Source organism: Arthrobacter sp. fls2-241-R2A-200 (assembly GCF_030209745.1).
Lineage (GTDB): Bacteria > Actinomycetota > Actinomycetes > Actinomycetales > Micrococcaceae > Arthrobacter.
Window position 1 is genome coordinate 183939 of sequence record NZ_JARVRJ010000007.1, and the last position, 13038, is coordinate 196976.

10 protein-coding genes are annotated in these 13038 nt (G+C 63.9%); 1 reads left to right on the forward strand and 9 read right to left on the reverse strand.

Features of this window, described 5'->3' with window-relative positions; genetic code table 11:
* Positions 1 to 3: 3 nt before the first annotated feature.
* Both QRN42_RS08535 and QRN42_RS08540 read right to left on the reverse strand, forming a co-directional pair.
* On the reverse strand, positions 4 to 951 hold the full coding sequence (locus tag QRN42_RS08535) for a polysaccharide deacetylase family protein (RefSeq protein WP_284978816.1): 948 nt from the start codon (positions 949 to 951) through the stop codon (positions 4 to 6).
* Positions 948 to 2543: a purine-cytosine permease family protein gene (locus QRN42_RS08540; RefSeq protein ID WP_502869485.1), complete on the reverse strand. Its 1596-nt coding sequence runs from the start codon at positions 2541 to 2543 to the stop codon at positions 948 to 950. The genes QRN42_RS08535 and QRN42_RS08540 overlap by 4 nt, the downstream gene beginning before the upstream one ends.
* Positions 2544 to 2652: 109 nt before the next feature.
* On the opposite strand from QRN42_RS08540, the gene QRN42_RS08545 reads away from it, so the two are divergent.
* Positions 2653 to 4113: a PucR family transcriptional regulator gene (locus QRN42_RS08545; protein ID WP_284978818.1), complete on the forward strand. Its 1461-nt coding sequence runs from the start codon at positions 2653 to 2655 to the stop codon at positions 4111 to 4113.
* A 12-nt stretch (positions 4114 to 4125) separates the two neighbouring features.
* Here QRN42_RS08545 and purU read toward each other — a convergent pair whose 3' ends face one another.
* Genes purU through glyA form a run of 7 tightly spaced genes read right to left on the reverse strand, consistent with a single transcriptional unit; the run spans position 4126 to position 12993 of the window.
* A complete protein-coding gene (gene purU / locus QRN42_RS08550; RefSeq protein WP_284978819.1) occupies positions 4126 to 5022 on the reverse strand; it encodes a formyltetrahydrofolate deformylase in 897 nt (298 codons plus the stop codon).
* 2 nt (positions 5023 to 5024) lie between these two features.
* Positions 5025 to 6416 carry an L-serine ammonia-lyase gene (locus QRN42_RS08555; protein WP_284978820.1) on the reverse strand — a complete coding sequence of 464 codons (1392 nt, stop codon included), beginning with the start codon at positions 6414 to 6416 and terminating at the stop codon, positions 5025 to 5027.
* Entirely contained in the window at positions 6416 to 7060 is a 645-nt protein-coding gene (locus QRN42_RS08560) for a sarcosine oxidase subunit gamma (RefSeq protein ID WP_284978821.1), read from the reverse strand. The genes QRN42_RS08555 and QRN42_RS08560 overlap by 1 nt, the downstream gene beginning before the upstream one ends.
* The gene (locus QRN42_RS08565) at positions 7053 to 9998 is read right to left on the reverse strand and encodes a 2Fe-2S iron-sulfur cluster-binding protein (protein ID WP_284978822.1); all 2946 of its coding nucleotides are present in this window, start codon (positions 9996 to 9998) and stop codon (positions 7053 to 7055) included. Before QRN42_RS08565 ends, QRN42_RS08560 begins: the two co-directional genes overlap by 8 nt.
* 2 nt (positions 9999 to 10000) lie before the next feature.
* Entirely contained in the window at positions 10001 to 10366 is a 366-nt protein-coding gene (locus QRN42_RS08570; protein ID WP_284978823.1) for a sarcosine oxidase subunit delta, read from the reverse strand.
* A 27-nt stretch (positions 10367 to 10393) separates the two neighbouring features.
* A complete protein-coding gene (locus QRN42_RS08575; RefSeq protein WP_284975017.1) occupies positions 10394 to 11614 on the reverse strand; it encodes a sarcosine oxidase subunit beta family protein in 1221 nt (406 codons plus the stop codon).
* Positions 11611 to 12993, reverse strand: a complete 1383-nt coding sequence (gene glyA / locus QRN42_RS08580) for a serine hydroxymethyltransferase (RefSeq protein ID WP_284978824.1) — start codon at positions 12991 to 12993, stop codon at positions 11611 to 11613. The genes QRN42_RS08575 and glyA overlap by 4 nt, the downstream gene beginning before the upstream one ends.
* Positions 12994 to 13038: the final 45 nt, after the last annotated feature.

A 13038-nucleotide genomic window follows, 5' to 3' on the forward strand; every position in this document is an offset into this window, starting at 1 on the left:
TGGTTAGCGAAGTGAAGGAACGCTGACTTGAGCCGGGCGGAATGTTGCTCCGGCGCCCGGGAACAGCGGCACATCGATCCGGGCGTGCGTGTGAACTTCCTGCACAGTGGACTTGGTGTGCCCCGCGATCTCCGCCAACGTGGTGACCCACATTCCTTCAAGGTCTTTCACCCGCTCGATCAGTTGTTCCAGGGCCACCGCGCGTGACGGCCTACCGGAGATAAACGGATGGTTGGTCAGTACGAAGCAACTGCCTTGGGCGTGGTGGGCTTGGGCCTCCAGGGTCCACATTGCCAAGGCCTTGGCCGGGTTCTCGATCACGCCGCTGCCGGTTACGCCGGGGTAGAACGCGTACTGCTCCCAGTCGTCCAATGCCCAGTCGACAGGAATCTCCACGATGTCCCGGGAGTCATCTTCGGCGACCGCCATACGGTAAGGGGCATCGCCGTCGAGCAGGCTTGAATCGTAGAGGAAGCCGCGGTCCGCCAACAGGGCCGGGGACTGCCAGTTCAGTTCCCACCAGGGTGCCCGGTAACCTACCGGCCGCACGCCGGCCACACGGGCGAGCGCCTCCAGGCCGCGATCGAGGTAGCTGGCTTCGGTGGCCGCATCAATGCCCTGCATGGGCTCGTGGAGGTAGCCGTGGTGGGCGATCTCATGCCCGGCGTCCGCGATCCTGCGGACGACGTCGGGGTAGCTGTCAGCCGTGAACCCGGGAACGAAGAATGTTCCCTTGATGTCCTGGCGGTCCAGGATCTGGAGGAGCCGCGGGACGGCGATTTTGGGCCCATAGGACTGATGGCTCATGAGGGACATCCGCCGCGTGCTTGCGGGATCATGGGCGATGGTGCAGGACTCGGCATCGACGTCGAAGGTGAAGGAGGCTGCGGCTTTGAAGCCTTCCGGCCATACAACCGGGTGCAGCGAATCGGCGAATGCGGGATGGTTCATGCTGTGGTCCTTTCCGGAACGGCCGGTGAGCCAGGTGTTGCCGGCGTTGGCGGTGTGACTGAAACGTGGTTCGCGTCGGCACGCAGGAACTTCCGGTGGGCCCGCGGCCCGAGGAGTGCGTAGGCTCCGGCGCTGGTGAGTCCGCCGGCCAGCCATGAGAGGTCCCAGCCGCCCAAAGCCACCGCAATGGGGCCTTGCATGATGGGAATCAGCCCATACATGAATAGCCAGGTGGCGAAGATGCCAAGGACCAGGGAGGTGATTCCTGCCCAGTTGACGACGGGGAGCCGGCGCGTACCGATCGGATCAAAGAGCCGGTCGACCTTGGCGGGCCAGCGCTTCTCGAGCCAGAAGTAGTGCACCAGCATGATGCCGCCCCACGCAGCTACCCAGGCAACGAGCCCGATCAGCCAAGCATCCAGTACGGAGGCGAAGTCTTCCTGGAAGATGAAGAACACCACAGCAAGAAGTGAGAAGACGCCCACGAAGAGGTTGAGCTTGCGGCGGTTGATGTTGATATCCAGCGCCTGCGTGGCCACCGAAAAGGTGTAGATGTTGAGGATGTTCGTGGCGATCGGGCCGTGCAGTACAAGAAGGAGCACGGGCAGTGCCATGGCGCCGAAGTTTTGCACGATCAGTTTGCCGGGATCAATCTCGCCGCTGTTCGTTGCCAGGCTTGCGCCGAGGACACCGAGCCATACAACGGGAATGAATTGGCCCAGAACAGATGCGAGGTAGACCTTGCGCTTGGGAACCGAGGTACTCACAAAGCGTGAGTAGTCTGCTGCGTAGGTGAACCAGGTGATTCCCCAACCGATTCCAATGGCGGTCATCACGGCGCTCATTGCGGCAATCCGGTCAGGTCCGGCCAGGATGTGTCCGGCAGGGCCGGGGTAGCCCCAGTCGATTTTCATGCCGAACCACGCGACGGCTGACATCACGGCAAGGATGATGATGGTTGGCGGAACTGTCCACTTCTCAAAGGCGGCAATGGCCTTGTAGCCGAACCAGGCGATCGCCACCTGTGCTGCCATAATCACCGTGGCGACGCCGATCTTCCAGGCGTAGTTGTGGGCGGTGGGATCCACCCAGCCGAGCGTTCCGAAAAGGGCCATGACCAAGTCCAGGATGATCCACGTGTTGACGGCACACCAGCCGATCACCAGGAGCGCCTGGATGGCAGCCGGCAAGTAGTTGCCGCGACGCCCGAACGCCGCACGCGCCAGGACCATGCCGGTGGCGCCGGTCTTTTGGCCCAGGAGCACGAAGCAGCCGAACAGCAGCATGCCGATCAGGTTTCCCAGGACCAGGACGGTCACGGTGTCCGCGAACCCGAGTCCGAGGTTGATTCCGAGCGCCCCGAGCACCCAGTTGATGGGCGCGAGGTTGGCGCCAGCCCATATCCAGAACTGGCCGGAGACCTTGCGGGTGCGGTCTGATTCGGGGATGGGTTGGAGCCAGGCTTCGCTGTCATGGCCCGGCGCCATTGCCGGACCTGACTGCGCTGTGCTGTCTTGGGAGGAAGGGCTGTGTTGGGAAGCTGGGCTGTGTTGGGAAAAACTTGGTGACGCAGGAGAGAGGTTGTCTTGCATGGGGAGAGCCTCCGTATGTGAAAGGGACCCCCTAAGGCTATGTGCCCCAGATCACAGCAACAAGATACGATGTGTCTAAAGAAACACCGGTCACAGCTTACGGAGTGTCATGTCAATTCTGCTTGGGCAAGCCCTGAACAGTGAAACCCTTCAAGGTGCGGATCCCCGCATCATGTGCGCGGCAGACGGCGCCCTTACAAGGCCCGTCCGCTGGGTTCACTCCAGCGAGGTCCTGGACATCGCGCCGCTGCTGCGTGGCGGGGAACTGCTCCTGAGCGGGGGCCAAGCGCTCGCGGGTCAACCGGCGGAACGCCGCGTCGAGTATGTCCGGGGGCTGGCCGCCCGGGGCATCGCGGCCCTGGCTCTGGAAACCGGCCCAGCCCTGCCGGCCATCCCCGCCGAAATGTTGGAGGTCGCCCAGTCCGCCGGGCTGCCGATCATCGAGCTCCGTCACGTTGTCCCGTTCGTTGCCGTGATGCAGGAAATCAACTCACTCCTGGTCAGCGAGTCAGTGGAGCATCTCCAGCGCGGCGATCAGGCCAGCCATGCCATGGCTGCCGAGCTGGCCCACGGCGGCGGGCTGGATCAACTGCTGGCTGTCTTGGCGGAAACCACCGGGGCTGGCGCAAGGCTCGTCTCGCCGTCGGGCATTACCCTCGGGGCGGCCGCTGGACCCGGCGCGGGCGGGACGGTCACCACCGTTGATGTCCCGGTCCGCGGCGTGCTGGCCGCCCGCCTCGAGTTGGAAGTGCCCGACGACGGCGACAGCGGCCTTGCGCGCGTGGCAGGCGAGAGGTCCGTGGACATCCTTGGCCTGGCCCTGTTGCAACGGATGCCGCCGGGATTGAAGGAATTGGCTGGCATTGAGTTGATGCGCGCCATCAATTCGGGCAGCCAAACGTGGCAACTCCGGCAACTGGGGCCGGCGTCGGGCTTTTCGGTTGATGGGCCCGTCGCTGCCGTGGTGATCCGGTCTGCACGGGCCGGGCATCTTCGAGCCGGTTTGGATGCGTTGATGCGCGAAGTCGTGTCCCACAGCGCCAGTTATGCCAACAACGCGGAGCTGATCGCGCTTGCCTCACTCAGCGGTGGCACATCGACGCGCGCTGCCTTGGTGGCGGGGCTGCGGGGTTTGGCGTTGCCCGCCGGATCAGCCATTGCCGTGGGGCCCCTTGGCAATGGCATCGATGAGGCACCGTGGTCCCTGGCTGAAGCGCGCCGCAGCCTTGATATGGCCGGGGACGAAGGCAGCCTGGTGGACGCTGAAGCCTACGCCGTGGAGCGGCTTGCCGGGGAACACCTGGACGTCGCCTCCCGGGGCTCGTTCGTTCAGCGTCAGCTGGGGGCCGTCGTCGAACATGACCGGCTGAGGCGGTCCGAGCTCCTCCGCACGCTGACAGTGTGGCTGGATACCGGGTGCAACACTGCACAGGCGGCGCGCGAACTGCACCTGGAGCGGCAGTCCATGCACCACAGGTTGCAGAAGATCTTCGAGCTCTGTGGGGGCGACCCCAGGGGAACCGGCCGGCTGGCCGGACTCCACCTGGCAACGAAGTTGGCGCGGTTGTAGGTCCTGAGGGGCCTACTTCAGCACGATCGTACGGTTCCCGTTCAGGATGATCCGGCCCTCGCAGTGCCAGCGAACCGCGTTACTCAGCGCCTTGCACTCGGTATCCCGTCCGGCGGCTACCAGATCATCCGGTCCGAAGGTGTGGTCCACCTCCACCACCTGCTGGGCGATGATGGGTCCTTCATCCAGCTCGCCGTTCACGTAATGCGCAGTGGCGCCTACGGTTTTCACTCCCCGCGCATAAGCCTGGTGGTAAGGCTTGGCACCCTTGAAGCTGGGCAGGAATGAGTGATGGATGTTGATCGCACGGCCGTCGAGCTTCCGGGCCAGGTGATCGCTGAGGACCTGCATGTACCGGGCCAGCACAATGAGTTCCACGTCCAGTTCGTCAATGATTTCCAGCAGGCGCCCCTCGGCGGCGGGCTTTGTGGCGGCCGTGACCGGCACGTGGAAGAACGGAATCCCATGCCACTCCACAATGCCCTGATGATCGGTGTGGTTCGACACCACCCCCACCACATCAATGGGCAGCTCGCCGATCCGGGCGCGGAACAGGAGATCGTTGAGGCAGTGCCCGAACTTGGACACCATGATCAGCACTTTGCGCTTGTAGCCCTGGCGTTCCAGCTGCCATGACATGCCGTACTTTTCGGCCACCGGAGCGAAAGCATTCCGCAATTCATCCAGCGTGGAGGAATCGCCGGCGGACGCGAAGTGCACGCGCATGAAGAAGTGGCCTTCTGCGCGGTCGCCGAACTGCTTGTTGTCGATGATGTCGCAGCCGTGCTCCAGCAGGAAGCCGGACACGGCGTGCACAATGCCGGGGCCTTCGGGACAGTCAAGGGTGAGCACATGCTCCACCGTGGTGTCCGGCGAAACAGCAGCAGTTTCAGTTTGGATGGCAGTCATGGCTAGCACTCCACTACGTTGACGGCGAGGCCTCCGCGGGAGGTCTCTTTGTACTTGGTTTTCATGTCTGCGCCTGTCTCGCGCATGGTCTTGATGGCTTTGTCCAGGGACACCTTGTGGCTGCCGTCTCCGTGCAAGGCAAGACGGGCCGCATTGATCGCCTTCACGCTGGCAATGGCGTTGCGCTCGATGCACGGGATCTGAACCAACCCGCCCACGGGGTCGCACGTCAAGCCAAGATTGTGCTCAATGCCCACTTCTGCCGCGTTCTCCACTTGCTCGGGCGTACCGCCCAGCACCTCGCAGAGACCAGCGGCGGCCATGGAACAGGCAGAACCCACCTCGCCCTGGCAGCCCACCTCGGCACCGGAAATGGAGGCGTTGATCTTGAACAGAATCCCGACGGCGGCCGCCGCGAGCAGGAAGCGAACAACGCCGTCGTCGTTGGCTCCCGGAACGAACTTCATGTAATAGTGCAGGACGGCCGGAACGATGCCCGCAGCCCCATTGGTGGGTGCGGTGACGATCCTGCCGCCCGCCGCATTTTCCTCGTTTACTGCCAACGCGAACAGGTTCACCCACTCCATGGCGAGCAACGGGTCGGCTGATCCTGCACCCTTCAGGTCTGCGTCAGTGGCAGCCAGGGTCTTAAACAACGACGGCGCCCGTCGCCTCACGTTCAGACCTCCCGGCAGGATTCCCTCGGCCGAGCAGCCGTTGTCCACGCACTCACGCATCACGGCCCAAATGCCCAGCAACTTTTCGCGGAGCTCGTCCTCGGATCGCCACACGAGTTCGTTGGCCAACATGATGTCCGAGATGGATTTGCCTTCGCGCTCGCAGATGCCCAGGAGCTCGTCGGCGGTGGTGAAGGGGTAGGGGAGCACGGTGTCATCGGCTACTACTTTGTCGGCGCCGGAGACATCGCCGTCCACCACGAAGCCGCCCCCGATGGAGTAGTAGCTGCGCTCGCGCAAAACAGCGCCCGAGTGGTCCAATGCCCGGAAAGTCATGCCGTTGGGGTGGGCGGGGAGCGATTTGCGGCGATGCAGCACAACGTCCTCGTCCCAGTTGAAGTCCACCCGGTGATCGCCACCGAGGTGCAGCTCGGCGTCGAGGGCTGCTGCTGCCACCTGGTCATCCGCTGTTCGCGTGTCCACGGTTTCGGGTGATTCACCTTGAAGCCCGAGCACCACGGCCTTGTCCGAGCCGTGGCCCCGGCCGGTGGCGCCCAGCGAGCCGAAGAGCTCAGCTTGGACGCGCACCGTTGCCGAGAGCTGGCCCGACGATTCAAGACCATCCGTGAACTGCTTTGCCGCCCGCATCGGGCCCACCGTGTGGGAGGACGACGGCCCGATGCCAACGGAAAACAGGTCAAGCACACTCAATGCCATTAGGGGACCTCGGGCGAGGCGTACTCCCGCATGGCGTCCAGGATCCAGCGTCCCAGGAAGTCGGCAAAGGATGCCCGCGGGAAGACCCGGTAGCTCTCCTCGCCTGTCTTCCACAGCAACACGGGGATGTGCGCCAGCTCGGTGGCCAGAGCAGTTCCGGCCTTGAAGACCCGCGGGTGCAAGTCCAAGGAACAGGTCTTCTCAAGGACTGCGCGTGCCCGGCTGCCCGAGAGTTCATACGTGGTCCGGTTAGCGGAGAGGTCCACCACCTGGCCTGGATCACTGCCCAGCGCCGCGGTCAGGTCGGCAACCAGGGAACCACACAATGAATCGTGGGCCTCTTCCGGCGCCACAACCAGGAACTCGGCCGGGCCGAGCCACAGTGAGTTGATTGAACCTGCGCCCGTTACCTCACCGCACGCAGCCGGCAAGCCGCCGGTCAGCGACGCCACGCGCGCACCGCCGTCGGACTCCCTGTCTACCCGGATACCCACCATGGTTTGGTACGGAATCTCGGTGAGCGTCACAGTGCCGGGCACTGAACCGGAAGCGAAAGCCTCAGCCAGGTGCTGGCCGGGGCTGCGGCGCGCCGCCCTGACATGGTCGACGTTTGCGGTTTCTGCTGGTGTTGCTGTTTCAGCCATCTTTGCGGGTCCCTTCAACATCGAAAAGTACGGTTTCGCCAACAACCACGTCCACCAATTGGTCTCCCAACGAGGCCACCAGGGTCTCGCCGATGCGATTGCGGCCGTTGTGAATCAGGGCCAAGCCGAACGAACGGCCCAACGCGGCGCTGTGGTAACTGGAGGTCACGAAGCCCTCCATGGGAACCGGTCCGTAGGCCGGGTTGACCGGAATGCCCTTCTCCACGAGCTGGGTACCTTCGGGCAACCTCAACGAGTGGTCCACTGGCAGGACGCTCACCAAGTGCTTGCGGTCCTCCCGGCTGGCGTCGGCCCGGAGGTAGGAACGCTTTCCGATGAAGTCCTTGGCCTTGGAGACGATCCATTCCATCCCGGCGTCCTGCGGAGTCACTGTGCCGTCGGTGTCCTGGCCGACGATTGGGTATCCCTTCTCGGCGCGGAGAACGTGCATGGTTTCCGTGCCGTAGGGCGTGATGTTGAACTCGGCACCGGCGGCGGCGACTGCCTCCCAGGTGTTCAAGCCGTACCAGGACGGAACGTTGATTTCGTAGGCGAGCTCACCCGAGAAGGAGATGCGGCAGATTCGCGCCTGCACTCCCGAAGCCAACGTGGTCTCGCGGAACGTCATGAACGGGAAGGCCTCAGTGTCCAGACCGCCATTCCCGGCAAGCTGCGGGGCCACCTTTGCGATCACCGCACGGGACTTCGGGCCGACGACGGCGATAGTGGTCCACTGCTCTGTCACGGACGTGAAGACCACATCCAAACCCGGCCATTCGGTCTGGTGCCATTCCTCCAACCAGTCCAGTACCTTGGCAGCACCGCCGGTGGTGGTGGTCATGAAGTAGCGGTCCTCGTCCAAGCGGAGCGTCACGCCGTCGTCGAAAATCATGCCATCGAGCGTGCACATGACGCCGTAGCGGGCGGAGCCGGGCGCCAACTTCTTGAAGGCGTTGGTGTAAACGCGGTTCAGGAACTCCCCCGCGTCCTTGCCGCGGATCTCGATCTTGCCCAGGGTGGTGGCGTCCATGAAGCCAACGGATTCCCGGACTGCGGCGCACTCACGCAGGACCGCAGTGTCCATGTCTTCCCCGGCCTGCGGGTAGTACCAGGGGCGCCTCCACTGTCCAACGTCCTCGAACAGGGCGCCCTGGGCGACGTGCCACGGGTGGATGGAAGTTACGCGGGCGGGGTCGAACAACTCGCCGCGCTGGCGGCCGGCTAAGGCAGCGAAGGCCACGGGTGTGAACGGCGCACGGTAGGCCGTAGTGCCGATTTCGCCGATGCCGGGGACAGCGTCCGCTCCGCCGTACTTAAGCGCTGCGGCGATGACGCCGATCGCGTTGACGCCGGAGGTTTTGCCTTGGTCATTGGCGGTGCTGATGGAGGTGTACCGCTTGACGTGCTCCACCGAGCGCATTCCCGCTCCGGTGGAGCGGAGGACGTCGGCTACGGTCTGGTCGCGCTGGAAATCGACGAAGTGCTGGTGCCATTCGCCCGGTTCACCGGTTTGGCCGGGAACCAGCCAGAGTTGACGGGTCGGGGCGCTCGCTACCGGCGCCGGAAGTTCAACGGGGGTGGTCGAGGACTCGAAACCGGCGGCGATCGATGCGGCCGCTCCTGCGGAGATGCCTTCTGCCAAGCAGTCCTGGAGTTCGAAGCTTCCACGGCCTGAGCCCACCACCTGCTGGTCGCGGACCGGCTTCGCGGGAACGAACGCAGCGAGCCCGTCATCCCAACGGAGCTTGCCCTGGCGCTGGCTGTGGAGGTGGACCACCGGGCTCCAACCCCCGGAGACTGCCAGCAGATCGGCAGCCAACTTTTCGATTCCCGAGGTGAGTTCGCCGTCGTCGTTAATACTGCGGACGGTGACGCCGTCCAGGCGGCCGCTGGCATTCGCGGAGGTATCCGCCACCGCGCTGCCGATCAGGACCCGGATACCGGACTCGACGGCGGCAGCAGCTTTGGCGCTGATCTGCGGACGGGCGTCGACGACGGCGGCAACGGACACGCCTGCAGCCAACAAGTCCGCGGCAAGAGCGTAAGCGGAGTCGTTGGTGGTGCTGATGACGACGCGGGATCCGGCTGCCACGGCGTAACGGTTGAGGTAGGTCCGCACAGCCGAGGCGAGCATGATGCCGGGGCGGTCGTTGTTCTCGAAGACCAGAGGACGCTCGTGGGCTCCCGGGGCCAGGACAACCTGCTTGGCACGGATGTGCCAAATACGCTGGCGGGAGACGCCGGACGCCGCGGGGACGCTCAGGTGGTCGGTGCGGTTCTGCGCCGCGATGAAGTAGTTGGAATCGTACGAGCCGAAGGCCGTGGTTCGGTTCAGGACCGTGCATTCAGCGGCGGAAACGAGCTCGGACTCGACGTCGGCTACCCATTCCAATGCGGGCATGCCCTCGATGGTTTCGGCAAGGCCCTCGGCGGTGGAACCGGAGAGCAGGGAGCCGCCCAATTCGGGCTGGTCGTCGATGAGGATAACCCGGGCACCCGTGCGCACGGCTTCCCGTGCAGCTGCCAGGCCGCCAATCCCGCCACCGACTACCAAAACGTCGGTGTGGACGTACTTCTTGTCGTACTCGGCCTTGTCCTCGGCAGGGTCCAGCTTTCCCAGGCCGGAGAGGAACTCCACGTTCATCCCGTCCACCAAGGAAACGGCTGTGGCAGGGAGCATGGATTCTGCCACATGGCCGGGGAAGCGCGGCGCGATCTTGACCAAGGCGTTGGACTCTTCGACGCCGGCGGACATGATGCCTCGCGGACGGTCCTCGTAGAGGGAGTTGCCTGCGTTAATGCGGCCGTTGGCCAGCAGGGCTGAAGCAATGGTGTCGCCGGGGTGGCCAACGAACTCCTGACCGTCCACGGTGAATCGCCAGGAGATGCTGCGATCAATGCGGCCGCCTGCAGCGAGACGTGCGTTCTTGCTAGTCATCTCTAGACTCCTTCCGAAGAGGTGGGGGTGGTGGCGGACGAAGCCGGGGTAGCGGCGCCTGGCGCGAGGCCAGGTGCGCTGGCTTGGTCGGCCGGGTAGTCGGGGCGGGGCTGACCCATTGCGTAGATGGCGTGGATGTCATAGCTCACGGTGTCGCGGAGCATGTTGAACCACTGCCTGCAACCAGTGCTGTGGACCCAGCGTTCGGCGAAGGTGCCCTTGGTGTTCTCGCGGTAAAACAGGTATTCGGCCCATTCACGGTCGCTAAGGTCATTGGGGTTCTCCGGGTAGGCGATGTGCGCCTGGCCACCGTAGTGGAATTCGGTTTCGTCACGCGGCCCGCAGTTGGGGCATGAGATGAGGAGCATGTCTTTCCTGTCCTGTGCTGGAGGCTGCTAGTGGGCTACGGCTGCCGCGCCGTGTTCGTCTATCAGGGCACCGGTCTCGAAGCGTTCAAGCGCAAAAGGCTTGTTGAGCTCGTGCGGAGCGCCAGTGGCGATGGTGTGGGCGAACGTAAGTCCCGCCGCCGGGGTGCCCTTGAATCCACCGGTTCCCCAACCACAGTTGACGAACATGTTCTCCACGGGGGTGACTCCCACGATGGGGGAAGCATCCAAGGTGGTGTCCACGATCCCGCCCCACGTCCGGAGTACGTGTGCACGGGCGAATATCGGGAAGAGCTCAACAGCTGCCGCCATCTGCTCCTCGATCACGTGGAACGAGCCGCGCTGGCCGTAGCCGTTGTAGGAGTCGACGCCGGCACCCATCACCAGTTCGCCCTTGTGGGCTTGGGAGACATAGACGTGGACGTGGTTGGACATAACCACCGTGGGGTGGACAGGCTCGTGGAGTTCGGAGACGAGTGCCTGGAGCGGGTGGGACTGGATCGGCAACCGGAACCCGGCCATCTCCGCCAGGACCGAGCTGTGCCCGGCGGCGCAGAGGCCCACCTTTTCGGTGTTGATGGTTCCACGGCTGGTTTTGACGCCTGTGACTTTGTCGCCGTCTTTGATGAAGCCGGTGACTTCGCAGTTCTGGATGATGTCCACGCCGAGCTCATCGCACTTTCGTGCAAACGCCCAAGCCACGTGGTCATGCTTGGCGATGCCGGCACGCGGCTGGTAGGTGGCGCCCATGACGGGGTAGCGGATGTTGTCGCTGGTGTTCAGGATGGGACACAACTCCTTGACCTGCTGCGGGTCAAGCCATTCAGCATCCACGCCGTTGAGCCGGTTCGCGCCCACGCGGCGGATGCTTTCGCGAACATCGCCTAAGGTGTGCGCCAGGTTCATGACACCGCGCTGGCTGAACAGGAAGTCGTATTCGAGTTCCTCGGGGAGGATTTCCCACAACTTGAGGGCGTGCTCATAAATGGCTGCGCTCTCGTCCCAAAGGTAGTTGGACCGGATGATGGTGGTGTTGCGGGCCATGTTGCCGCCGGCCAGCCAACCCTTTTCCAGGATGGCGATGTTGGTCATGCCATGGTTCTTGGCCAGGAAGTAGGCCGTGGCAAGCCCGTGCCCGCCGCCGCCAACAATCACGGCGTCGTACGACTTCTTGGGGTCAGGGTTGCGCCAGAGGAAGTCCGGGTGCTCTGGGAGGTGGTCTGCGCTCACTGGGCTGCTCCAATCATTTCTGCGTCCAGTTCGGTGAGGGCGCCATTGCCATTGCCGTTGGAAAGGTGCGGGTAAAGGGGGAACCTGTCAGCCAGGGCGGTGACACGGTTGCGGAGTTCGACGGCGGTCTCCTCAGCCAAGGTGCCGCTGACCGCTGCTTCGTCTCCTTCGGAGTTGCTGGTCGCTGCGGCGATCAACGCCGTCGCAATGATGTCGGCAACTTCCGTGAATTCCGCAGCACCGAAACCGCGGGCGGAAAGGGCTGGAGTGCCGATCCGCAGCCCTGAGGAGACCATCGGCGGGCGCGGGTCGAACGGGACCGCGTTGCGGTTCACCGTGATGCCGATCCGGTGCAGGGCGTCTTCTGCCTGCTGTCCGTTCAGTTCGGAGTGGCGCAGGTCGGCGAGAACAAGGTGCACATCTGTTCCACCGCTGACCACGGAGATGCCGGCGGCTGCGACGTCGTCCTGCAGGAGCCGGTCGGCCAGGATCTTGGCACCTTCGAGGACGCGTACCTGGCGCTCCTGGAACTCGGGCTCGGCGGCCATCTTGAAGGCTACTGCTTTGGCTGCAATGACGTGTTCCAGTGGTCCGCCTTGCTGGCCCGGGAACACAGCTGAGTTGACCTTCTTGGCGATGTCGGCGTCGTTGGTCAGGATCACTCCACCGCGCGGTCCGCCGAGCGTCTTGTGCGTGGTGCTGGTAACGATGTGGGCGTGCGGCACCGGGCTCGGGTGCAAGCCCGCAGCAACCAGGCCGGCAAAGTGGGCCATGTCCACCATCAGGTATGCCCCCACGGAGTCCGCGATACGGCGGAACTCGGCGAAGTCGAGGTGGCGAGAGTAGGCAGACCAGCCCGCCACGATCAGTTGTGGCTTGTTCTCTACGGCGAGGCGTTCCACCTCAGCCATGTCGATGGTGTGCGTGTCTTCGCGGACGCTGTACGGAACAACCTTGTACAGCTTTCCGGAGAAGTTGATCCGCATGCCGTGGGTCAAGTGGCCGCCGTGGGCCAGGTTCAAGCCCATGATGGTGTCGCCCGGGTTGATGAGCGCGTGCATGGCCGAGGCATTGGCTTGTGCGCCCGAGTGGGGCTGTACGTTGGCGAATTCGGCTCCAAAGAGTGACTTCAGCCGGTCGATGGCCAGCTGCTCGATCACATCAACGTGTTCGCAGCCGCCGTAGTACCGCTTGCCGGGGTAGCCTTCGGCGTACTTGTTGGTCAGCACCGAGCCTTGGGCTTCCATGACGGCGGTAGGGGCAAAGTTCTCGGACGCGATCATCTCAAGCGTGCTTTGCTGCCGAATAAGTTCTTGGGCGATCGCCTGATCAACCTCCGGGTCCGCCTGTGCGAGCGGGCGGATCAGCGGTTCAACCATGGTGTTCTCCTTCGGAAGAGTGTGTAGTGGCCGACTGTTGGGCAA

Bases quoted from the DNA above. Each gene is read 5' to 3' on its own strand.
- QRN42_RS08565 (WP_284978822.1), bottom strand. From the start codon at position 9,998: ATGACTAGCAAGAACGCACGTCTCGCTGCAGGCGGCCGCATTGATCGC.
- glyA (WP_284978824.1), bottom strand. From the start codon at position 12,993: ATGGTTGAACCGCTGATCCGCCCGCTCGCACAGGCGGACCCGGAGGTT.
- QRN42_RS08555 (WP_284978820.1), bottom strand. From the start codon at position 6,416: ATGGCATTGAGTGTGCTTGACCTGTTTTCCGTTGGCATCGGGCCGTCG.
- QRN42_RS08535 (WP_284978816.1), bottom strand. From the start codon at position 951: ATGAACCATCCCGCATTCGCCGATTCGCTGCACCCGGTTGTATGGCCG.
- QRN42_RS08540 (WP_502869485.1), bottom strand. From the start codon at position 2,543: ATGCAAGACAACCTCTCTCCTGCGTCACCAAGTTTTTCCCAACACAGC.
- QRN42_RS08545 (WP_284978818.1), top strand. From the start codon at position 2,653: ATGTCAATTCTGCTTGGGCAAGCCCTGAACAGTGAAACCCTTCAAGGT.
- QRN42_RS08560 (WP_284978821.1), bottom strand. From the start codon at position 7,060: ATGGCTGAAACAGCAACACCAGCAGAAACCGCAAACGTCGACCATGTC.
- QRN42_RS08570 (WP_284978823.1), bottom strand. From the start codon at position 10,366: ATGCTCCTCATCTCATGCCCCAACTGCGGGCCGCGTGACGAAACCGAA.
- purU (WP_284978819.1), bottom strand. From the start codon at position 5,022: ATGACTGCCATCCAAACTGAAACTGCTGCTGTTTCGCCGGACACCACG.